This window comes from Micromonospora sp. NPDC048909 (genome assembly GCF_040649635.1).
Lineage (GTDB): Bacteria > Actinomycetota > Actinomycetes > Mycobacteriales > Micromonosporaceae > Micromonospora.
In genome coordinates this window covers 31,381-50,989 of record NZ_JBEZFU010000009.1, presented here as the reverse complement: position 1 = coordinate 50,989, position 19,609 = coordinate 31,381, and the positions used below count along the sequence as shown (strand labels likewise).

General features: G+C 74.4%; 20 protein-coding genes. 12 read left to right on the top strand and 8 right to left on the bottom strand.

Annotated features, from left to right (window positions below; translation table 11 throughout):
* Positions 1–23 precede the first annotated feature (23 nt).
* Genes AB0C04_RS23105 through AB0C04_RS23070 form a run of 8 tightly spaced genes read left to right on the top strand, consistent with a single transcriptional unit; the run spans position 24 to position 8,675 of the window.
* The gene (locus AB0C04_RS23105; RefSeq protein WP_357057913.1) at positions 24–1,649 is read left to right on the top strand and encodes an HAD-IIIA family hydrolase; all 1,626 of its coding nucleotides are present in this window, start codon (positions 24–26) and stop codon (positions 1,647–1,649) included.
* Positions 1,646–2,623, top strand: coding sequence for a glycosyltransferase (locus tag AB0C04_RS23100; protein WP_357057911.1), 978 nt, complete (start codon positions 1,646–1,648; stop codon positions 2,621–2,623). Before AB0C04_RS23105 ends, AB0C04_RS23100 begins: the two co-directional genes overlap by 4 nt.
* Positions 2,608–3,825 (top strand): glycosyltransferase, encoded by a 1,218-nt coding sequence (locus tag AB0C04_RS23095; protein ID WP_357057909.1) that lies wholly within the window; start codon positions 2,608–2,610, stop codon positions 3,823–3,825. The genes AB0C04_RS23100 and AB0C04_RS23095 overlap by 16 nt, the downstream gene beginning before the upstream one ends.
* A complete protein-coding gene (locus AB0C04_RS23090) occupies positions 3,822–4,520 on the top strand; it encodes an SIS domain-containing protein (protein ID WP_357058256.1) in 699 nt (232 codons plus the stop codon). Before AB0C04_RS23095 ends, AB0C04_RS23090 begins: the two co-directional genes overlap by 4 nt.
* A gap of 10 nt (positions 4,521–4,530) precedes the next feature.
* Complete coding sequence (locus AB0C04_RS23085; protein WP_357057907.1) at positions 4,531–6,060, top strand: PfkB family carbohydrate kinase; 1,530 nt, start codon at positions 4,531–4,533, stop codon at positions 6,058–6,060.
* Positions 6,061–6,074: 14 nt separating this feature from the next.
* Positions 6,075–6,758: an SDR family oxidoreductase gene (locus tag AB0C04_RS23080; RefSeq protein ID WP_357057905.1), complete on the top strand. Its 684-nt coding sequence runs from the start codon at positions 6,075–6,077 to the stop codon at positions 6,756–6,758.
* Positions 6,755–7,708, top strand: a complete 954-nt coding sequence (locus tag AB0C04_RS23075) for a glycosyltransferase family 9 protein (protein WP_357057903.1) — start codon at positions 6,755–6,757, stop codon at positions 7,706–7,708. Before AB0C04_RS23080 ends, AB0C04_RS23075 begins: the two co-directional genes overlap by 4 nt.
* On the top strand, positions 7,692–8,675 hold the full coding sequence (locus AB0C04_RS23070; protein ID WP_357057901.1) for a DNA topoisomerase IB: 984 nt from the start codon (positions 7,692–7,694) through the stop codon (positions 8,673–8,675). Before AB0C04_RS23075 ends, AB0C04_RS23070 begins: the two co-directional genes overlap by 17 nt.
* A 16-nt stretch (positions 8,676–8,691) precedes the next feature.
* Here the strand turns inward: AB0C04_RS23070 and AB0C04_RS23065 are convergent, their stop codons facing one another.
* The gene (locus tag AB0C04_RS23065; protein ID WP_357057899.1) at positions 8,692–9,456 is read right to left on the bottom strand and encodes a TetR/AcrR family transcriptional regulator; all 765 of its coding nucleotides are present in this window, start codon (positions 9,454–9,456) and stop codon (positions 8,692–8,694) included.
* 82 nt (positions 9,457–9,538) lie between these two features.
* Here AB0C04_RS23065 and AB0C04_RS23060 point away from each other — a divergent pair, with 82 nt between their 5' ends.
* Positions 9,539–11,110 carry an MFS transporter gene (locus AB0C04_RS23060; protein ID WP_357057897.1) on the top strand — a complete coding sequence of 524 codons (1,572 nt, stop codon included), beginning with the start codon at positions 9,539–9,541 and terminating at the stop codon, positions 11,108–11,110.
* A 111-nt stretch (positions 11,111–11,221) separates the two neighbouring features.
* Here the strand turns inward: AB0C04_RS23060 and AB0C04_RS23055 are convergent, their stop codons facing one another.
* The 3 genes from AB0C04_RS23055 to AB0C04_RS23045 form a co-directional block, all read right to left on the bottom strand.
* Positions 11,222–11,725, bottom strand: coding sequence for a hypothetical protein (locus AB0C04_RS23055; protein WP_357057895.1), 504 nt, complete (start codon positions 11,723–11,725; stop codon positions 11,222–11,224).
* A 76-nt stretch (positions 11,726–11,801) separates the two neighbouring features.
* The gene (locus AB0C04_RS23050) at positions 11,802–13,433 is read right to left on the bottom strand and encodes a RecQ family ATP-dependent DNA helicase (RefSeq protein ID WP_357057893.1); all 1,632 of its coding nucleotides are present in this window, start codon (positions 13,431–13,433) and stop codon (positions 11,802–11,804) included.
* 234 nt (positions 13,434–13,667) lie between these two features.
* Positions 13,668–14,201 carry a hypothetical protein gene (locus tag AB0C04_RS23045; RefSeq protein WP_357057891.1) on the bottom strand — a complete coding sequence of 178 codons (534 nt, stop codon included), beginning with the start codon at positions 14,199–14,201 and terminating at the stop codon, positions 13,668–13,670.
* Between the two features lie 79 nt (positions 14,202–14,280).
* On the opposite strand from AB0C04_RS23045, the gene AB0C04_RS23040 reads away from it, so the two are divergent.
* Both AB0C04_RS23040 and AB0C04_RS23035 read left to right on the top strand, forming a co-directional pair.
* On the top strand, positions 14,281–14,772 hold the full coding sequence (locus AB0C04_RS23040) for a hypothetical protein (RefSeq protein WP_357057889.1): 492 nt from the start codon (positions 14,281–14,283) through the stop codon (positions 14,770–14,772).
* 115 nt (positions 14,773–14,887) lie between these two features.
* Positions 14,888–15,163, top strand: coding sequence for a hypothetical protein (locus AB0C04_RS23035; RefSeq protein ID WP_357057887.1), 276 nt, complete (start codon positions 14,888–14,890; stop codon positions 15,161–15,163).
* 25 nt (positions 15,164–15,188) lie between these two features.
* On the opposite strand, the gene AB0C04_RS23030 is transcribed toward AB0C04_RS23035, so the two are convergent.
* Both AB0C04_RS23030 and AB0C04_RS23025 read right to left on the bottom strand, forming a co-directional pair.
* Entirely contained in the window at positions 15,189–16,139 is a 951-nt protein-coding gene (locus tag AB0C04_RS23030) for a TIGR03557 family F420-dependent LLM class oxidoreductase (protein WP_357057885.1), read from the bottom strand.
* Between the two features lie 51 nt (positions 16,140–16,190).
* Positions 16,191–16,316 (bottom strand): hypothetical protein, encoded by a 126-nt coding sequence (locus AB0C04_RS23025; protein ID WP_357057883.1) that lies wholly within the window; start codon positions 16,314–16,316, stop codon positions 16,191–16,193.
* 214 nt (positions 16,317–16,530) lie between these two features.
* On the opposite strand from AB0C04_RS23025, the gene AB0C04_RS23020 reads away from it, so the two are divergent.
* The gene (locus AB0C04_RS23020) at positions 16,531–18,030 is read left to right on the top strand and encodes a glycoside hydrolase family 3 protein (protein ID WP_357057881.1); all 1,500 of its coding nucleotides are present in this window, start codon (positions 16,531–16,533) and stop codon (positions 18,028–18,030) included.
* A gap of 45 nt (positions 18,031–18,075) precedes the next feature.
* Here AB0C04_RS23020 and AB0C04_RS23015 read toward each other — a convergent pair whose 3' ends face one another.
* Both AB0C04_RS23015 and AB0C04_RS23010 read right to left on the bottom strand, forming a co-directional pair.
* Positions 18,076–18,363, bottom strand: coding sequence for a GNAT family N-acetyltransferase (locus tag AB0C04_RS23015; RefSeq protein WP_357057879.1), 288 nt, complete (start codon positions 18,361–18,363; stop codon positions 18,076–18,078).
* The gene (locus AB0C04_RS23010) at positions 18,360–19,586 is read right to left on the bottom strand and encodes a cysteine desulfurase-like protein (RefSeq protein WP_357057877.1); all 1,227 of its coding nucleotides are present in this window, start codon (positions 19,584–19,586) and stop codon (positions 18,360–18,362) included. The genes AB0C04_RS23015 and AB0C04_RS23010 overlap by 4 nt, the downstream gene beginning before the upstream one ends.
* Between the last annotated feature and the right edge of the window lie 23 nt (positions 19,587–19,609).

Sequence of the window (19,609 nt, the reverse complement as noted above, 5' to 3'; positions counted from 1 at the left end):
CCGGCTCGGTTCTGTACGACGCGGTGCTGCTCGACCGGGACGGCACGTTGGTGGAGGACGTGCCGTTCAACGGTGACCCGGAGAAGGTGCGGCCGGTGCCGGGGGCGCGGGCGGCCCTGGACCGGTTGCGGGCCGCGGGGCTGCGGCTGGGCGTGGTGACGAACCAGTCGGGGCTGGCGCGGGGGTACTTCACCGAGGCGCAGATGCACGCCGTGCACGCCCGGATCGAGCAGCTGCTCGGGCCGTTCGACACGTGGCAGGTCTGCCCGCACGACGACAGCGACGGGTGCGGGTGCCGTAAGCCCGCGCCGGGGCTGGTGCACGCGGCGGCGGCGGATCTGGGCACGGTCGCCAACCGGTGCGTGATGGTGGGGGACATCGGCCGCGACGTGTCCGCGGCGCTGGCGGCGGGCGCGACCGCAGTGCTGGTGCCCACGCCGGTGACCCGGCCGCAGGAGGTCGCCGCCGCGCCGTGGCTGGCCGCGGACCTGCCGGGCGCGGTGGCGGAGATCCTGCGCCGGCAGCAGGCCGTCATCCCGGCCGCCGAGCCGAGCCGCACCCGGGGGACCGTGCTGGTGGTGCGGGCCGACTCGGCCGGGGACGTGCTGGTCACCGGCCCGGCGATCCGGGCCGTCGCCGCCGGCGCCGACCGGGTCGTCATGCTCTGCGGGCCGCGCGGTCGCGCCGCCGCAGAGCTGCTTCCGGGCGTCGACGCGATCGTCGAGCACCGGCTGCCCTGGATCGACCCCACACCCGAACCGGTCGATCCGGCCGACATGCACGACCTCACCAGCCGCCTCGCCGCCCTGCGCATCGACGAGGCGGTCATCTTCACCTCGTACCATCAGTCGGCCCTGCCGCTGGCGCTGCTGCTGCGCCTCGCCGGCGTGCCCCGGGTGGCCGCCATCAGCGACGACTACCCGGGCAGCCTCCTCGACCTCCGTCACCGGGTCCCGACCGGCGTACCCGAGCCGGAGCGCGCGCTCTCCCTCGCCGCCGCCGCCGGTTACGGCCTGCCCACCGGCGACGAACCCGGCCTACGGCTGCGCCCGGAGGTCCGCCGGCCCCCGGCGCGGCTCGGGGCGCCCGGCTACGTCGTGCTGCACCCCGGCTCGTCGGTACCCAGCCGGGCCTGCCCGCCCGAGCTGGCCGTCCGGATCGCCCGGTCGCTGACCGACGCGGGGCACCGGGTGGTGGTCACCGGCACGCCGGACGAGCGGCGGTTGACCGCCGCGGTGGCCGGCTCCGTCGGGCTGGACCTGGGCGGCCGTACCGGGCTCGCCGAACTCGCCGCGGTGATCGCGGGCGCGGGGGCGGTGGTGGTCGGCAACACCGGCCCGGCCCACCTGGCCGCCGCGTTCGGCGTGCCGGTGGTGAGCCTCTTCGCTCCCACCGTCCCGTTCGGACAGTGGGGCCCCTACCGGGTGCCCACCGTCCGGCTCGGCGACGCCACGGCCGGTTGCCGGGACACCCGTGCCGCCGCCTGCCCGGTCCCCGGGCACCCCTGCCTGGCCGGGATCGACCCGGCCGAGGTGGTCGAGGCGCTGCGGCTGCTCGGCGTACCGACTGATCCGGTTCGGACGGTGAGCGCCGGCGCGGGCCCGGCCGGCGTGACGGTGGTGTCCGCCAGCGGCGGGAGCGGCCGATGAACCTCCTGCTCTGGCACGTGCACGGCTCGTGGACCACCGCGTTCGTGCACGGCCGGCATCGGTATCTGGTCCCGGTCACCCCCGACCGTGGGCCCTACGGCCTCGGCCGCGCCCGTACCTACTCCTGGCCGGAGACCGCCGTCGAGGTGACCCCGGCCGACCTCGCCGACGTCGACGTCGACCTGGTCATCCTGCAACGCCCCGAGGAGATCGACCTCGCCGAGCAGTGGTTGGGTCGCCGCCCCGGGCGGGACGTGCCCGCCGTCTACGTCGAGCACAACACCCCGAAGGACGGCGACGTCCCGAACAGTCGGCATCCGATGGCGGACCGCGACGACCTGCTCGTCGCCCACGTCACCGGGTTCAACCAGCTCTTCTGGGACACCGGCGGCACCCGCACGACGGTGATCGACCACGGCGTCGTCCCGCCGACGGTGGAGTACACCGGTGAGCTGGACCGGCTCGCCGTGGTGATCAACGAGCCGGTGCGCCGCTGGCGGGTCACCGGCACCGACCTGCTGCCCCGGTTCGCCGAGATCGCCCCGCTGGACGTCTTCGGCATGAAGGTGGCCGGCCTGGCAGCCGAGCTGGGCCTGCCACCCGAGCGGGTGACCAGCTACGACGACGTGCCGCAGGCCCGGATGCACGCCGAGCTGGCCCGGCGGCGGGCGTACCTGCACCTGTGCCGGTGGACGTCGCTCGGGCTGAGCCTGATCGAGGCGATGACGATGGGCATGCCGGTCGTCGCGCTCGCCACCACCGAGGCGGTGATGGCGGTGCCACCGGGCGCCGGCACCCTCGCCACCCGGATCGACACCCTGCTGGACGCCGCCCGCCGGTTCGTGGCCGAACCGGAGTTCGCGCGGCAGGCCGGCGCGACGGCCCGGACCGCCGCCCGCGACCGGTACGGCCTCGACCGTTTCCTCGCCGACTGGGACCGGCTGCTGGAGGAGGAAGTATGCGCATCGCGATGATCTCGGAGCACGCCAGCCCGCTCGCCATTCTCGGCGGCGAGGACGCAGGCGGCCAGAACACGCATGTCGCGGAGCTCTCCGCCGCGCTCGCGGCCGCCGGGCACGACGTACGGGTGTACACCCGGCGCGACGCGGTGGACCTGCCGGTGACGGTCCGCGCTCCGGACGGGTACGACGTCGTGCACGTACCGGCCGGGCCGGCCGAGCCGGTGGCCAAGGACGCGCTGCTGCCGCACATGCGGGACTTCAGCGACTGGCTGGTGGAGCGGTGGCGCGGCGGCGACTGGATGCCCGACGTGATCCACGCGCACTTCTGGATGAGCGGGTTGGCGGCGCTCGCGGCCAGCCGGCAGACCGGGGTGCCGGTGGTGCAGACGTACCACGCGCTCGGCACGGTGAAGCGGCGCTACCAGGGCGTGCAGGACACCAGCCCGGCCCGGCGGGTGGCGTACGAGCGGGAGCTGGGCCAGTCGGTGGACCGGGTCGTCGCCCAGTGCCAGGACGAGGTGGGGGAGCTGGTCCGGATGGGCGTGCCCCGGTCCCGGATGACGGTCATCCCGTCCGGGGTCAACCTCAGCTCCTTCGCCCCGCTCGGGCCGGCGGCCGACCGGGAGCCGGGACGGGCCCGGATCCTGACCGTCGGCCGGCTGGTGGAGCGCAAGGGCTTCCAGACGGTGATCCGGGCGATGGCGCTGGTCCCCGACGCCGAGTGCGTGGTGGTCGGCGGCCCGCCGGCCGGGCTGCTGGAGAGCGACCCGTACGCCCGGCGGCTGCGGGCGCTCGCGGGCACCTGCGGGGTGGCCGACCGGGTGCGCCTGGTCGGCGCGGTCCCGCGCGAGGAGATGGGCCGCTGGTACCGCTCGGCCGACATCCTGGTCGCCGCCCCCTGGTACGAGCCGTTCGGGCTCACCCCGCTGGAGGCGATGGCCTGCGGCGTGCCGGTGGTCGGCACCGCGGTGGGCGGGATCAAGGACACCGTGGTCGAGGGGGTCACCGGCGACCTCGTTCCGGCCCGCGACCCGCGCGCCCTGGGCGACGCGATCCAGGGTCTGCTCGACGACCGGATCCGCCGCTTCGCGTACGCCACCGCGGCTCAGGAGCGGGCCCGGCTGCGCTACTCCTGGGCTGCGACCGCGGAGCGGCTGGTGGAGATCTACGGCGAGGTGGCCGCGGTGCGTCGGCCGACCCGGGTGGTGGCCTGATGGCGGCGGGCTCGCTGCTCGAGACCCACCTGGCGAATCTGGCCGCGGCCCTGCTGCCGTTCCGCGATTACGAGCGGATGCTCACCGGGTGGGGTGAGACGCTGGCCCGGCGGCTGGCCGGTGGTGGGCGGCTGCTGGTGGCGGGCAACGGCGGCAGCGCCGCCGAGGCCCAGCACCTCACCGCCGAACTCGTCGGCAAGCTCCGCGACGACCGGCAACCGCTCTCCGCGATCGCCCTGCACGCGGAGACCTCCGCGATGACCGCCATCGGCAACGACTACGGCTACGACGAGGTCTTCGCCCGTCAGGTCCGCGCCCACGGTCGCGCCGGGGACCTCCTGCTCCTGCTCTCCACCAGCGGGACCAGCCCCAACCTGCTCACCGCGGCCCAGGCCGGCCGCGATGCCGGGCTCAGCTGCTGGGCCTTCACCGGCCCGGCGCCCAACCCGCTCGCCGACGCCTGCCATGAGGCGCTCGCCATCGCCTCACCGGACAGCCAGGTGGTGCAGGAGCTGCACCTGGTCGCCACCCACCTGCTCTGCGAGTACGTGGACCAGGCCCTACCCGCCGTGCTCGGCGCGTCGGTCGGTGTCACCCCGCCCTCGGTCGAGCCGGTCCGCTCCGGCGGCGTGCGTACCGGGGTGGAGGTGGTGCTGGACGGCGGGGCCGGGCAGGGGGTGCAGGCGCGAGGATGAGGGGGGAAGCGTGACGGGACCCGTGGTGGTGGTCGGTGACACCCTGCTCGACCGGGATGTCGAGGGGGTGGTCAACCGACTCTGTCCGGACTCTCCGGTGCCGGTTCTCGACGAGACCGAGTACGTCGACCGGCCGGGCGGTGCCGGCCTGGCCGCGGTCTTCGCGGCCGCCCAGGGAGCCGAGGTGGTGCTGGTGACCGCGCTCGCCGACGACGCCGGCGGCGCCCGGCTGAGCGTGCTGCTCAACGCGGCCGGCGTGCAGGTGTACGCGCTGCCGCTGGCCGGGTCCACGGCGGAGAAGATCCGGCTGCGGGCGCGTGGCCGGGTGCTGCTGCGCCACGACCGGGGTGGCCCGGCCGGCGACCCGGGTGAGCCGAGCGAGGCGGTGCTCCGGGTGATCGCGAACGCCTCCGCCGTGCTGGTGAGCGACTACGGCCGGGGTGTGGCCCGGCATCCGGCGCTGCGCGCGGCGCTCGCCGCGACCCGGGCGCCGGTGGTCTGGGATCCACACCCGCGGGGGCCGGCGGCGGTGCCCGGCGTGCACCTGGCGACGCCGAACGAGTCCGAGGCCCGCGAGCTGATTCCCGCGCTGCCCGGGGCGACCCGGCTGGCGACCGCCTCCCGGGGCGCGCAGGGGCTGCGCCGGCGGTGGCAGGCCGGCGCGGTCGCGGTCACCCTGGGCGGCGACGGCGCGCTGCTCTGCCACGCCGGGTCGACGCCGCTGGTGGTGCCCGCCCCGAACAGCGCCGAGGGGGACACCTGCGGCGCCGGCGACCGGTTCGCGGCCGCCGCGAGCCTGGCCCTGGCCCAGGGTGCGCTGGTCTCCGAGGCGGTGCAGGCGGCGGTCGCCGAGGCGTCCGCGTACGTGGCCGGTGGGGGAGTGGCGACGGCGCTGCCGCCCCCGGTGCGGCCGGCGGTCAGCACCGCGGCCGGGGTGGGCGGTGAGCGGGTCGGCGTCGCCGCGGTAGCCGGGGTGCTGGCCGAGGTACGCGCCGCCGGCGGCACGGTGGTGGCCACCGGAGGCTGCTTCGACCTGCTGCACGCCGGTCACGTGGCGACGTTGCAGGCCGCCCGGCGGCTCGGTGACTGCCTGATCGTCTGCATGAACTCGGACACCAGCGTCGCCGGCCTGAAGGGCCCGGAGCGCCCGGTCGTCCCGCAGGGTGACCGCAGCCGGCTGCTGGCGGCGCTGGGCTGTGTGGACGCGGTGATGATCTTCGACGAGCCGACACCAGACGCCGCGCTGTCCTGGCTGCGTCCGGACATCTGGGTGAAGGGCGGGGACTACGCGGGCGGCGCGGGCGACGCCCCGGCCCTGCCCGAGGCGGAGATCCTGGGTCGCTGGGGCGGGCACACGGTGGTGGTGCCGTACCTGGACGGCCGCTCGACCACCGACATGATCGCCGCGGCCCGCGCGGGCGGGCAGCTGACCGGGGCGTGCTGCGCCGAAAGCGCGCACCCGGCCGCCTGGTCGGCGTCGACGCCGGAGCCGCCCGTGTGGCCCGGCGGGACGTCGGCGACGACGGGGCGGGCCCGGTGACCGGCAGCCCGCCCATGACCGGGCGCACCGTGCTGGTGACCGGCGGGTCGAGTGGCCTGGGGGCAGCGGTGGTCACCGCGGTGGCCCGCGCCGGCGGCCGGCCGCTGGTGATCGACCGGCAGCCGCCCGGCGACGGGGTGCCGTGGGTCGAGTGCGACCTGGCCGACACCCGGGCCGCCGAGGCGGCCACCCGGCAGCTCGCCGAGCGCTCCGGCGGCCTGGACGCGGTGGTCACCGCGGCCGGGATGGACGTGCCGGGCCGGCTGGTCGACGTCCCGGCCGACACCTGGGAGCGGATCGTGACGGTGGACCTGCTCGCCACGGTGGCGGTGGTCCGGGCCGCGCTGCCCTTTCTGGAGAGTTCCCGGGGCAGCATCGTCACGGTCGCCTCGACGCTCGGCGTCAAGGCGGTCAGCGACGCCACCGCGTACTGCGCGGCGAAGTTCGGGGTGGTCGGCTTCACCCGCGCCCTCGCCGCCGAGTTGGCCGGGCAGGTCAACGTCACCCTGCTCATCCCCGGTGGCATGCGGACCGCGTTCTTTGACGAGCGGGACGAGCAGTACCGGCCGGGGCCGGACGCGAGCCTCAACGACCCGGCCGACAGCGCCGCCGCGGTGATGTTCGCGCTCGCCCAGCCGCCCGGCTGCGCGGTCCGCGAGATGGTGGTCTGCGCCGAGCAGGAGACGTCCTACCCGTGATCCTCGTGCTGCGCGCGCTGGGCGTCGGCGACCTGGCCACGGCCGTGCCGGCGCTGCGCGCGCTGCGGGCGGCGTACCCGGACCGGCGGTTCGCGCTCGCCACGCCGGCCTGGCTGGCGCCGCTGGTCGAGCTGGTGGGCGGCGTCGACCAGTTGCTCGACACCCCCGAACTGGGGGCGGCCCGCTGGCCCGGCCCGGCACCGCGGCTCGCGGTAAACCTGCACGGCAGCGGTCCGCAGTCGCACCGGATGCTCGCCGCCGCCGAGCCGGGACGGCTGCTCGCCTTCGCGAACCCGGCGGCCGGTTTCACCGACGGGCCGGCGTGGGACGAGACCGAACACGAGGTGGACCGCTGGTGCCGCCTGCTGGCCTGGTACGGGATCCCGGCCGACCGGGCCGACCTGGCGCTGCGCCGGCCGCCGGCGACCGGCCTGCCGGCCGGGGTCACCGTGCTGCACCCGGGTTCGAAGATCGCCGCGAAACGGTGGCCCGCCGACCGGTTTGCCGCGCTGGCCCGCCGGCTGGCCGATCGGGGCCACCGGGTGGTGCTGACCGGGTCTGCCGACGAGCGCCCGCTGGCGACCCGGGTGGCCGCCGTCGCCGGGTTGCCCGCCGAGGCCGTGCTGGCCGGGCGCACCGACCTCGGCGAGCTGGCCGCGGTGGTCGCGTACGCCCGGGTGGTGGTCAGTGGGGACACCGGAGTGGCGCACCTGGCGACCGGTTTCGGCACCCCGTCGGTGGTGCTCTTCGGGCCGGTGCCGCCGACCCGGTGGGGCCCGCCGCCGGAGCGTCCCCGGCATCGGGTGCTCTGGGCCGGTGCGGGTGATTGGCCCAGTTGGGACGGGGTAGGTAGCCATCCGACATTGGCGGCGCTCGGGGTCGACGAGGTCTCCGCCGCGGTGGACGAGGTGGAACGGGTGGTGCGGGTCTCCGGTGCGGTTGCGGCGTAGTGATCCGGGCGGGCCGGGGTACCGGCGCCGCCGGCGTGGGAGTGGCTGGCTCTTTCTGCGTCCGGAGGGCGATCCGGTCCGCGACCCGGACGAGTTGGCCCGGCTGCGCGCCCTGGTCATCCCGCCGGCCTGGCGCGACGTGTGGATCTCGCCGTATCCGAACGGGCACATCCAGGCCACCGGGATCGACGCGGCCGGCCGCAAGCAGTACCTGTACCACCCGGCCTGGCGGCAGAAGCGCGACGAGGCGAAGTTCGACCACGTGCTGGAGGTGGCCCGCCGGCTGCCGACGCTGCGCGAGCAGGTGGAGCAGGATCTCGACGGGCGTGGGCTGAACCGGGACCGGGTGCTCGCCACCGTCGCCCGGCTGCTGGACATGGGGATGTTCCGGGTCGGCAGCGACCAGTACGCCGCCGGCGACGACCCGACGTTCGGGGTGGCCACCCTGCGCCCCGAGCACGCCCGGTCCCGGGGTGGCTGTGTGGTCTTCGAGTTTCCGGCCAAGGGCGGGATCGAGCAGGTGCGCCGGATCGAGGACCCGGAGCTGTGCCGGGTGCTGCTCGACCTGCGCCGGCGTCGCCGGCAGGCGGACCGGCTCTTCGGCTACTGGGACGGCCACGACTGGCGCGACGTGCGGGCCGACGAGGTCAACGAGTACCTGCGCGATGCCAGCGGCGGGGAGATGACCGCCAAGGACTTCCGCACCTGGCACGCCACCGTGCTGGCCGCGATCGAGCTGGCCACGGCGGGGCCGGCCCGGTCGGTGACCGCCCGTCGCCGGGCCGTGTCGGGGGTGATGCGGGAGGTGGCGGAGCTGCTCGGCAACACCGCGACCGTGGCCCGTACCTCCTACGTGGACCCGCGGGTGGTCGACCTCTACCACGACGGGGTGGTGGCCGAGGTGGACCCGGCGGCTCCCCGGGAGGAGGCCGAGCGGGTGGTGCTGGAGCTGCTCGAGGACGCCTGAGCGGTCGCCGGCGGCCTCAGTCCGCGGCCCGGCCCCTCACCAGCGCCTCGACGCCGTCCAGCAGCCGGTCGAGACCGAAGGCGAACTCGTCGTCGGGGTCGTCGTCCCGTTCCAGTACGCCGGCGGCGATCACCGCCTGCAGCGCCGGGAAGCGGGCCGGGTCGGCCACCCGGGCGACCAGTCGCGAGTACTCCGGCATGATCTCGTCCATCCGCCGGCCCGACGCGGCGCTCGCCTCCTGGACCTGCGCGGTGAGCAGCGCCTCGTTGCGTACGTAGCCGGTGAGCAGCAGCATCACCGACATCTTCTCGGCGGCGGTCAGCCCGGTGCCGTCGAGGCAGCGCAGCCCGTCCTCCAGCCAGCCGAGCGTGTGCGGGGTGAGCGGCGGGCCACTGATCGGGACCCGGACCACCCACGGATGCCGTTGCAGCGCCGCGCGTTCGGCCCAGGACCACCGGGCCAACCCGGCCCGCCAGTCCGGCCCGGTCCCGCCCGGGCCGGGCGGCTCCCCGTACGCGGCGTCCACCATCAGGGTGAGCAGCTCCTCCTTGGCGCCGACGTACCGGTAGAGGGCCATGGTCCCGGCGCCCAACTCCTTGGCGACCCGGCTCATCGAGACGGCGCCCAGCCCTTCGGCGTCGGCCACGGCGACGGCGGCGGCCACGATCCCGGCCAGCGTCAGCCCTGGTCGCGGCCCCTTGGGCGCGCGCTCGCGCAGCCCCCAGGCGGCCTCGATGACCGGCGGCAGCGGCGGGCCGGTCTCGTCTTCTGTCGGCTCCACGGTTCCTCCTTGCCGACACATCCTAGTTCTGCGTATGGTCTACGCAATTAAGCGTACGTCATACGCAGAAGGAGTTCCCCTCATGACTTCGAACCCGCGCGCCGGACGCCGGGAGTGGATCGGCTTCAGCGTGCTGATGCTGCCCCTGCTCCTGGTCTCCATGGACGTCTCGGTGCTCTACTTCGCCGTACCGTTCATCAGCGCCGAGCTGCACCCGACCGGCACCGAACAGCTCTGGATCTTCGACATCTACGGCTTCGTCCTCGCCGGGCTGCTGATCACCATGGGCTCGCTGGGCGACCGGATCGGGCGACGCCGGCTGCTGCTCTGCGGCGCGCTGGCCTTCGGCGCGGCGTCGCTGCTCGCCGCGTACGCCGACAGCGCCGGCACGCTGATCGCCGCCCGCGCCCTGCTCGGCGTCGGTGGCGCCACCCTGATGCCGGCCACCCTCGCGCTGGTCCGCAACCTGTTCCACGACGAGAAGCAACGCGGCACCGCCATCGCCATCTGGACCGCCACGCTCACCGGCGGCATCGCCATCGGCCCGGTGCTCAGCGGCATCCTGCTCGAACACTTCTGGTGGGGCTCGATCTTCCTGATCAACCTGCCGGCGATGCTGATGCTGCTCCTGCTCGCCCCGGCGCTGGTGCCGGAGTTCCGGGATCCGGCCGCCGGCCGGTTCGACGTGCTCAGCTCGGTGCTCTCGCTCGGCGCGCTGCTGCCGGTCATCTACGGCGTCAAGGAACTAGCCCGCGCCGGCTGGGCGGCCGGCCCGGCCCTGGCCATCGTCGCCGGGCTGCTGGTCGGCGTGGTCTTCCTGCGCCGGCAGCGCCGGCTCACGCACCCGATGGTCGACCTCGCGCTGGTCCGCCGCCGGGCGGTCGGCGGGGCGCTCGCGGTCAACCTGGTCGCCATGTTCGCCATGGTCGGCTTCGCCATCTTCACCACCCAGCACCTGCAGTCGGTGCTCGGCTTCAGCCCGCTGCGCGCGGCACTGTGGAGCCTGCTGCCGTCCCTCGTGGTCGGTGGAGTCGCGCCGCTCGCCGCGGCGCTGGCCCGGCGGATCGACCGGGCGTACCTGATCGGGGCGGGCTTCGTCATCGCGGCCGGCGGCTTCGTGCTGCTGACCCGGGTGCCGGTCGACGACGGCCTGGTCACCCTGCTGCTCGGCGCCAGCGTCTACGCCGCCGGCCTGGTGATGGTGATGTCGCTGGTCACCGAGCTGGTGCTCGGCGCGGCACCGCCGGAGCGCGCCGGGGTCGCCTCGGCGCTGACCGAGTCGGGCAGCGAGCTGGGCGGCGCGTTGGGCATGGCGGTGCTGGGCAGCGTCGGCAACGCCGTCTACCGGCGGGAGGTGGCCGACGGGCTACCGGGTGGCCTGCCGGCCGACGCGGTGGGCGCGGCCAAGGAGACTCTGGGCGGGGCGCTCGCGGTCGCCGGGAACCTGCCCGCCGACGCGGCTGCCGTGGTGCGGCACGCCGCAACGGCCGCGTTCACCGACGGCCTGCACCTGGCCGCCGGCGTCGCCGGCGCGCTGATGCTGCTCGCCGCCGCCCTGACCATCGCAACGCTACGCGGAGTGACTCCCCGCACGGCAGCCCCGACCCCCACCCCCGACCCGCTCCACGCCGACGCCCCCGCCCCCACGCGCTGACGCCGCAGCGCGACGTCGGCGTCGATCATGCAGTTGTGGTGCCTCGCGAAAGGCGTACGGGCGCAGAAATCGCCCACCACAACTGCATGATCGACCGCGGTGGGGCGGGGGTCAGTCGTTGAGGACGTGGGAGAGGCGGTCGCGGAACCGGCGCTCGGAGTCGCTGACCACGTCGCCGCCGAGCCCGAGGATGCCGCCGGTGGAGGCCGCGCCGACCACCTGCTCGGCGATCTCCACCAGCCAGTGCTTGTACGCCCCCGCCTCGCCCTCGTCGACCCGGGCGGCCAGCAGCGCGGCGGCCTCGCCGGCGCGGCCGAGCACGTCGTCGATCATCACCTTCGGGTCGGCGGGGGAGATGGCCGGCAGCTCCTCACCCGCCTCCGGGTCGCCCACCCGGGTCACGATCTCGCCGGCCACCGCGGCGACCAGCGGGCTCGCCGACTCCCGGCCGGCGGCGATCGTCTCCAGGCCGGCCGCGTTCTCGGCCATGGTGCGCCGGGCGCCGTCGGACTCGGCCGCGCTCGCCGCGGTCAGCACCGACTGCGGTAGGCCGACCAGCAGCCCCCACTCCCCGTCGGAGAAACCGAACCCCGTGTACGCCGGCTGTTCGATCACGGCAACGCCCCTTCCAGCTGTCTGTTGCGGTACGTCCCTCGGCGCGCGCCGGCAGCGGCGCGGCGCCCGGCTCAGGCTAGTCCAGCGTCAGCAGGCCCTGTTCGGACACCACGCGCACGGACAGCGTCTTGTACCCCACCTCGTCGAAGAGAACCGTCATCCGGTCCTCCTCGTAGCTGAGCACCAGCCCGGCGCCCCACTCCGGATGGCGGACCTGGCTGTGCACCGGGAACGGCCCGACCGCGCCGTTGCCGGCGATGCTGGTGCCGGCATGGCAGTTGTCGCAGTGCCCGCAGACCTCGGTCATCTGCTCGCCGAAGTACGCCAGCAGGGCCTGCATGCGGCAGCCCGTGGTCTCGGCGAAGGCGCGCATCATGTCGGTCCGGGATCGGGTGACGCTCTGCTGCCGCTCCGCCTCGGCCAGCGCCGCCGCCGCGGCGTCCACCGGTGCGGGGGAGTAACGGGGGGCGCCGATGCGTCCCTTCGAGCGGAGCTCGGCGGCGCCGACGTGCTCCAACAGCGACAGGTACTGGCCGAGCTTGCGCGGGCCGAGCCCGGTCAGCTCGCGCAGCTCCTTCTTGGAGCCCGGCTTCTTGCGCAGCAGCGCGGCCAGGTCGCGCAGCTCGCCCGCGTCGGGCAGTCCGCCGGTGAAGAACCGTTGCAGGCCCACGTCCTCGGCCTGCCAGAGCAGCAGCAGCCGGGCCGGGTCGCCGTTGCGGCCGGCGCGGCCGATCTCCTGGAAGTAGCTGTCCGGCGAGTCGGGCAGGGCCATGTGGACCACCCAGGCGATGTTCGGCTTGTCGATGCCCATGCCGAACGCCGAGGTGGCCACCATGATCGGCACCTGGTCGGCGAGGAACGCCTCGTGCAGTTCGCCGCGCGCGCCGGCCGGCATCCCACCGTGGTAGTACTGGGACGGGTAGCCGGCTCCGGTGAGCTTCGCGGCCAGCTCCTCGGCGGCGCGCCGGGTGGGCACGTAGATGATGCCGGGCCGGGTGTCGTCGCGGAGCAGGGCGATCAGCCGCCGCCACCGGTAGTCCTCGGTGGGGCAGTAGGCGACCTCGAGGAAGAGGTTGGGCCGGTCCAGCCCGGAGACCACCACCTCGGGGTCGCGCAGCCGTAGCCGGGCGATGATGTCGTCGCGGACCGGCGGGGAGGCGGTGGCGGTCAGCGCCACCACCGGGGGCCGGCCGATCCCCTCGATCAGATGGCCGAGCGCCAGGTAGTCGGGGCGGAAGTCGTGCCCCCACGCCGAGATGCAGTGCGCCTCGTCGATCGCCACCAGGGCCGGCTTCAGCGACCGGACCTCGGCCATCCGGTCCGGGTTGCTGAGCTGCTCCGGGGTGATGAAGAGGAACTCGGCCCGGCCGGCCCGGATCTCCTCGATCGCCTCGGCCTGCTGGTTCGGGGTCTCGTCGGAGCTGATCCGCACCGCGCGCAGCTCCGGGCGCTGCCGCTCGTTGAGCGCCGCGATCTGGTCCTGCTGGAGGGCGAGCAGCGGCGAGATCACCACGGTCGGACCGGGGATCAGGCTGGCCGGGATCTGGTAGATCGCCGACTTGCCGGCGCCGGTGGGCAGCACCACCAGGGCGTCGCGGCGCTTCATGACCGCGCGCATGGCGGCCAGCTGGTTGGGCCGCAGCGCGTTCCAGCCGAAGAGGCTCCGCGCCGCGCGGCGCAACGTCATCGAGTGCGTGGACAGCTTCATCGAGGGCCGGAGGTACCCGAGCTGATCAGCGCCGAAACACGACCTTCCGCATTGACAGCAGGGGTGCTCCACACCACTTTCACGGACAAGGAGGAACTCCTCGCTCCAGCCCCGCTCGCGACGACCGTGGCGGCCCTGCCCGATCCGCTCGGCGGGCGGGCTGCGGTGGCCCGGCGAGACCGTCGCCGCTCCAGCTTGATCTCGATCGTGGTGCGAGGCACGTGGGCCGCGAGTTCAGTAGCCGTAGCGGGCGCGCAGATACACAGCGAGATCCTCATCCTCCTCGTTCGCGACCACGTCGGCGGTCACCGGGTTGCCCGCCCTTCGGAACACCAGGTAGGAATCCGCGCCGAAGCTCCATCCGAAGGTGTCCGGCACGGACGAGGCGGGGAACGGGAAGGCGGCATCCGTCGGAGCCATGACGGCGGGCTGCGTCGGCGCGGCGGCGAATCCGTCGAGGATGCGGTCCAGACACTCCGGGGACGCGGTGAAGTGCAGGTAGAGCTCGCCCATCGGCCCGGTCATGTCCTCGACGTTGGCGTAGCGGAGACCGTCGACGTCGCACGGGAGGCTCAGCTGGTAATGCGGCAGGATGTCGTCCTCGAAGTCACCCCGCGTCACCCCGAAGATTCCGTCCGGGTGACGGTAGGGCCGCGGCCCCCAGAAGTGGGCCGGGGGATAGAGCCACACCGCCAACCCGGCGGCCGCCAGTGCGGCCGCACCCCACCGCCACAGTCGAGCCCGGTGCCACCAAGGAATCCCCGTCATGCCGAGCGACCCTATCCCCGAGGCGCAAACCTCGCGGCCTCACCAGAACTGTCGCCCAAACCTGTGCGAAACTCCGGCAATGCTCCGATCCGTAGAGATCAACACGGTCGTCGTCCTGCCGGAGTCGCCCTTTCACAACGTCCATTGGCGCGACACACTGGAACTGAGTCTGGACTGCTTCATCTGCCAACGCAGCGGCCGCACCACCATCTTCGTCATGGGGGCGGAACGGGCCGTCTGCTCCGGCGACGACCAGACCGAAGAGCACTACACCGCCGGGCGAATCGCCGCGTTCGACCACACGCAGGAAGACCGCCGAACCAGCCTTCGAGCCGTGGTCGATTACTGGTGGGCGCCCTTCCACGATGCGAAGCGGGATGAGCCTGCCACCGCTCTCACCCGGAGACCGTGGGTCCGGCACCACCTCGGCTATTACTGCCCGGAGCAGAATAAGTCGGGCCAGCTCGACCTCCAGACGAACGAGATTCGGCCGGTCTCCAGCTGCTGTGAACACTGCTCCGCGCCCCTCATCCAGAGCCAGGAGGCGCCGCACATCCGGCTGTTGACCTAGCTCGCCACAATCAGGCGGGTCGGGCGCCGTGTTCGGGCAGCGGGAGTCGCTGGAGCACCGCGCATGGTGCACCCACACTGATGCCGGTGTCGACCCGTGTGCTGGTGATGTAGCTGTGGCAACCGACGTCGTGAAGGGCGGGGCACTGTGGGCGAACGCCCTCCACGAGGCGCTCGTGGCGATGCACTGCCTCGGGCCCGCGCAGTTCCTCGGCCGTTCCGTCACTCCGGACTTCTACCTGCCGGTGCCCGACGGTCAGGGGGTTCCGGCCGAAGACCCGCTGCGAGGTACGGAGCTTGTGAGCCGCCGCCGTGAGGACCTCCCGCCCCGACCGACCTGGCGCTGTGACGCCCTCGCCGGACGCTTCACCGGCTGGGCCCGCGCCCGCTAACGTCACCGCCGTCGACAGTGCCGGGTCACCGGAAGCGGGGCAGGATCTCGCGCTGGTAGAGGTCGAAGAGACCCTGGTGGTTCGGGCCGGTGTTGGCCACGTAGATCTCGTCGAAGCCGGCCTTGGCGTACTGGTCGATCATTTCCAGGTGCGCGTCGACGCTGTTGCCGCAGACGAACGTCTCCTTCATCATCTCCGGCTTGACCAGCTGCGCGGCCTGTTCGAAGTGGCGCGGTGAGGGGAGCACCTGGGACAGCTCGCCGGGCACCCCGGAGTTCGGCCACCGCTCGTACGCGATCCGCATCCCCTCCTCCTCGCTGTCGGCGTACGCCGCTTTGAAGCCGGCCTGGCACGGCTTGTCGCCGCCCCCGCCGTCGCGGAAGCGCTGGACCAGCTCGGCGTCCGGGATGGTGCTGACGTAGCCGTCGCCGAGGCGGGCGGCGAAGTCGACGGCCTTCGGGCCGAAGCCGGAGATGTAGATCGGCGGCGGGGTGTCCGGCAGGGTGTAGATCCGGGCCTGCTCGACGGTGTAGTGCTTGCCGTGGTGGTTGACGAAGCGGCCGGCCCACAGCTCGCGCAGCACCCCGATCGCTTCCTCCAGCATCTCCAGGCGGACGTCGGCCTGCGGCCAGGCGTCGCCGAAGATGTGCTCGTTGAGCGCCTCGCCGGTGCCGACGCCGAGGACGAACCGGCCGGAGTGCAGCACCGCGCTGGTGGCCGCCGCCTGGGCGATGACCGCCGGGTGGATCCGGACGGTCGGGCAGGTGACCGCGGTGGTCACCGGGAGCCGGCAGACCTGGCTGAGCGCGCCGATCATCGACCAGACGAACGGGCTCTGCCCCTGGGCGTCCACCCAGGGGTGGTAGTGGTCGGAGATCCACAGCGCCTGGAAGCCGGCCCGTTCGGCGCCGCGGGCCTGCTCCAGCAGCTCGGCCGGCCCGTACTCCTCACTGGACAGGAAGTAACCGATCTTCATCATTCCCCCTCGCGCCGTGTAACGGGTCAACGAGGCAGGCGGTACCCCGGCTCAGCGCCGCCGGAACATCGCACGGATCGCGGCCAGCAGCAACAGGCCGCCCACCACCAGCCCGAGCAGGCGTACGCCGGGGATGTCGGCCGGGCTGGTCGCGTCGGCCAGCAGCGTCGGTTCCATCCCCGCACTCTGCCCACCGGAGGCCCCGGCCGGCAACTGTAAGGTTTATTGACTATTCGAACCCGCAGTGTGACCATGGCAGCACCGCCCGCCCGGGCGGGCCGCCAGGCGCGGAAGAGTGGGGGTACGGGGGCCGCATGAGCGAGCGCGTGCAGCGGACGGTCGGGCGGGGCGCAGCAGCGCCCGCGAACGCCGACCGGCGGGAGGCGTCAGCATGAGCCTTCCGGCCGGCAACCTGGCCGCGCTCGCGGCCGCCGTCCTGCAACCCGGATTCGTCGGCGTCACGCCACCGCCCTGGGTCTGCCGGTGGCTCGGCGAAGGGCTCGGGTCGGTGGTGCTCTTCGCCCGCAACGTGGTCGACCCTGAGCAGGTCGCCGCGCTCACCGCCGCGCTGCGCGCGGAGCGCCCCGACATCATCGTCGCGATCGACGAGGAGGCCGGCGACGTCACCCGGATCGAATCCGGCCGGGGCAGCTCACGGCCGGGCAACTTCGCCCTCGGCGCGGTGGACGACCCGGAGCTGACCGAGGCGGTCGCCCGGGACCTCGGTGCCGACCTGGCCGGCCTCGGCATCACCCTGAACTACGCCCCGGACGCCGACGTGAACTCCAACCCGGCCAACCCGGTGATCGGGGTCCGCTCCTTCGGCGCGGACCCGGAGCTGGTCGCCCGGCACACGGCCGCCTGGGTGCGCGGGCTGCAGACCGGCGGGGTGGCGGCCTGCGCCAAGCACTTCCCCGGCCACGGCGACACCCGGGTGGACTCACACCATGACCTGCCGCTGATCACCGGCGGCCGGGACCGACTGGACGGCACCGAGCTGGCCCCGTTCCGGGCCGCGGTGGCGGCCGGGGTCCAGGCGGTGATGACCGGCCATCTGCTCGTGCCGGCGCTGGATCCGGAGCTGCCGGCCACGTTGAGTTCGCGCATCCTCGGCGGGCTGCTCCGCGACGAACTCGGCTTCTGCGGCGTGGTGGTCACCGACGCGGTGGAGATGCGGGCGGTCGCCGACCGGTACGGCTTCGCCGGCGCCACGGTCCGGGCCCTCGCGGCCGGTGCGGACGCGATCTGCATCGGTGGCGAGCGGGCCGACGAGGCCGCCGCTCAGGAGCTGCGGGACGCCATCGTCGCCGCGGTGATCGCCGGCGAGTTGCCGGAGGAGCGGCTCGCTGAGGCGGCCAAGCGGGTCGGGCAGCTCGCCGCCTGGAGCGTCGCCGCCCGCGCCGAGCTGCCCGGTCGGGCCGGCCACCGGGCCGATGGCTCGCACGTGGGGCTGGTCGCCGCCCGCCGCGCCCTGCGGATCACCGCGACACCGGCCGCCGCCCGGCGGATTCCGCTGACCACCCCGGCCTACGTGGTGGAGTTCGAACCGCCGCGCAACATCGCGATCGGGGCCGAGACGCCGTGGGGGATCGGCGCGCCGCTCACCGACCTGCTCCCCGGCACCGTCACCCACCGCTACGCCGAAGCGGAGGTGCCGGCCGACCCGATCGCCGGGGCGGGCGCGCGGCCGGTGGTGCTGGTGGTCCGCGACCTGCACCGGCACGACTGGATGCACGACGCGGTCAGCCGGGCGCTGGCCGCCCGACCGGACGCGGTCGTGGTCGAGCTGGGCGTGCCCGAGCTGGTGACCGGCGCGGTGCACGTGGCGACGCATGGGGCAACCCGGGCCAGCGCGCGAGCGACCGCCGAGCTGCTCGTCGGCGCCGCATGAGGCGGCCGTCCCGGCCGCCGGCAACGGCCCCCAGGTGCTCAGCGGTCAGGGCTGGACGGCCACCATGGTCGCGTACTCGGGGTGCCGGTCGATGAAGGCGGCCATGAACCGGCACACCGGGACGACCTTGCCGCCGCGCTCACGCACCTGATCGAGGGTCTGGCGGACCAGCGCCGCCCCGACGCCCATGTTCTGGAACCGGGGATCCACCTCGGTGCGGGTGAAGACCAGCAGCTCGCCCCGCGGCTCGTACGCGGTGAACCCGGCCAGCGCGTCGTCGACCAGGATCTCGAACCGGTGCTTGGCGGGGTTGTCCTCGACCAGGGTGCTCACCCCGCCATTGTCCCCGCCCCGCCGGCCAGCCGGTCCAGTTCGCCGAGCAACCGGTCGACCTCGTCGGCCGTGTTGTAGTGGTAGATGCTGGCCCGCACCGCACCGCCGCTGTCCCGCAGCCCCATCGCGGTGAAGTACTCGTAGGCGTAGTAGTCGCCGGCGGAGAGGCAGACGCCGGCCGCGCCGAGCGCCGCCTGGGTCTGCGCCGGGGCCATCCCGGCGAGCCGGAACGAGACGGTGGGCCAGCGCCGGGCCGGCGAGCCGTAGACGGTGATTGCGGGCCGCGCGGCGAGCCCGGCGAGAAGCCGGTCCAGCAGCGCCTCCTCGTGCGCCTGCGCGGCGGTCAGCCCGGCCCGGACCCGGGCCCGCCGGTCGCCGGTCGCCGCCGGATCCAGCCCGGCCAGGTGGTCCACCGCGGCGGCCACCCCGGCGAGCAGCGGAAAGCTCGGCGTGCCGTACTCGAAGCGCTCCGGCACCGCGTCGGAGGAGGGGATCAGCTTCGCCGGGCGCAGCGCCGCCCAGAAGGCCGGGTCGGCCACCATCGCGGCGAGGTGCGGCCCGGACCACTTGTAGGCGCTGGTGACCAGCACGTCCGCGCCGAGCGTCGCCAGGTCGGTCGGCGCGTGCGGCACCGCGTGCACGCCGTCCGCGACGACCAGCGCGCCGACCGCGTGCGCGGTCTTGGCGATCGCCGGCACGTCCGGGACGGTGCCGATGGCGTTGCAGCCGGCGGTCACCGCGACCAGCCGGGTCCGCTCGGTGACCAGGTCGGCGTACTGGTCGGCGGGCAGCTCGCCGGTGGCCCGGTCGAACTCCGCCCACCGCACGGTCGCCCCGGCGGCCTCGGCGGCCTGGACCCAGGGCCGCACGTTCGCGTCGTGGTCCAGCCGGGAGAGGACCACCTCGTCGCCGGGGCGCCAGCCCGCGCCGAGAGTGCGGGCCAGGGTGTAGAGCAGCGCGGTCGCACTCGGCCCGAGCACCACACCGGCCGGGTCGCCGCCGACCAGGTCGGCCACCGCCGACCGGGCCCCGGCCACCAGCTCCAGCGATCGCTGGCCGGGGCGGAAGGCGGTGCTGCGGTTGCCGGTCGCGGCGCGCATCGCCGCGCTGACGGCGTCGATCACCGACCCGGCGGTCTGGGTGCCACCGGCACCGTCGAGGTGGACGAAGCCCTCGGCCAGGGCGGGGTAACCGGCCCGGACCCGGGTGATGTCGAACGGCATGTCGCCGACCCTATCCGCCGTCG

Bases quoted from the DNA above. Each gene is read 5' to 3' on its own strand.
- AB0C04_RS23100 (WP_357057911.1), top strand. From the start codon at position 1,646: ATGAACCTCCTGCTCTGGCACGTGCACGGCTCGTGGACCACCGCGTTC.
- AB0C04_RS23095 (WP_357057909.1), top strand. From the start codon at position 2,608: ATGCGCATCGCGATGATCTCGGAGCACGCCAGCCCGCTCGCCATTCTC.
- AB0C04_RS23080 (WP_357057905.1), top strand. From the start codon at position 6,075: ATGACCGGGCGCACCGTGCTGGTGACCGGCGGGTCGAGTGGCCTGGGG.
- AB0C04_RS23060 (WP_357057897.1), top strand. From the start codon at position 9,539: ATGACTTCGAACCCGCGCGCCGGACGCCGGGAGTGGATCGGCTTCAGC.
- AB0C04_RS23050 (WP_357057893.1), bottom strand. From the start codon at position 13,433: ATGAAGCTGTCCACGCACTCGATGACGTTGCGCCGCGCGGCGCGGAGC.
- AB0C04_RS23045 (WP_357057891.1), bottom strand. From the start codon at position 14,201: ATGACGGGGATTCCTTGGTGGCACCGGGCTCGACTGTGGCGGTGGGGT.
- AB0C04_RS23040 (WP_357057889.1), top strand. From the start codon at position 14,281: ATGCTCCGATCCGTAGAGATCAACACGGTCGTCGTCCTGCCGGAGTCG.
- AB0C04_RS23030 (WP_357057885.1), bottom strand. From the start codon at position 16,139: ATGAAGATCGGTTACTTCCTGTCCAGTGAGGAGTACGGGCCGGCCGAG.
- AB0C04_RS23025 (WP_357057883.1), bottom strand. From the start codon at position 16,316: ATGGAACCGACGCTGCTGGCCGACGCGACCAGCCCGGCCGACATCCCC.
- AB0C04_RS23020 (WP_357057881.1), top strand. From the start codon at position 16,531: ATGAGCCTTCCGGCCGGCAACCTGGCCGCGCTCGCGGCCGCCGTCCTG.
- AB0C04_RS23010 (WP_357057877.1), bottom strand. From the start codon at position 19,586: ATGCCGTTCGACATCACCCGGGTCCGGGCCGGTTACCCCGCCCTGGCC.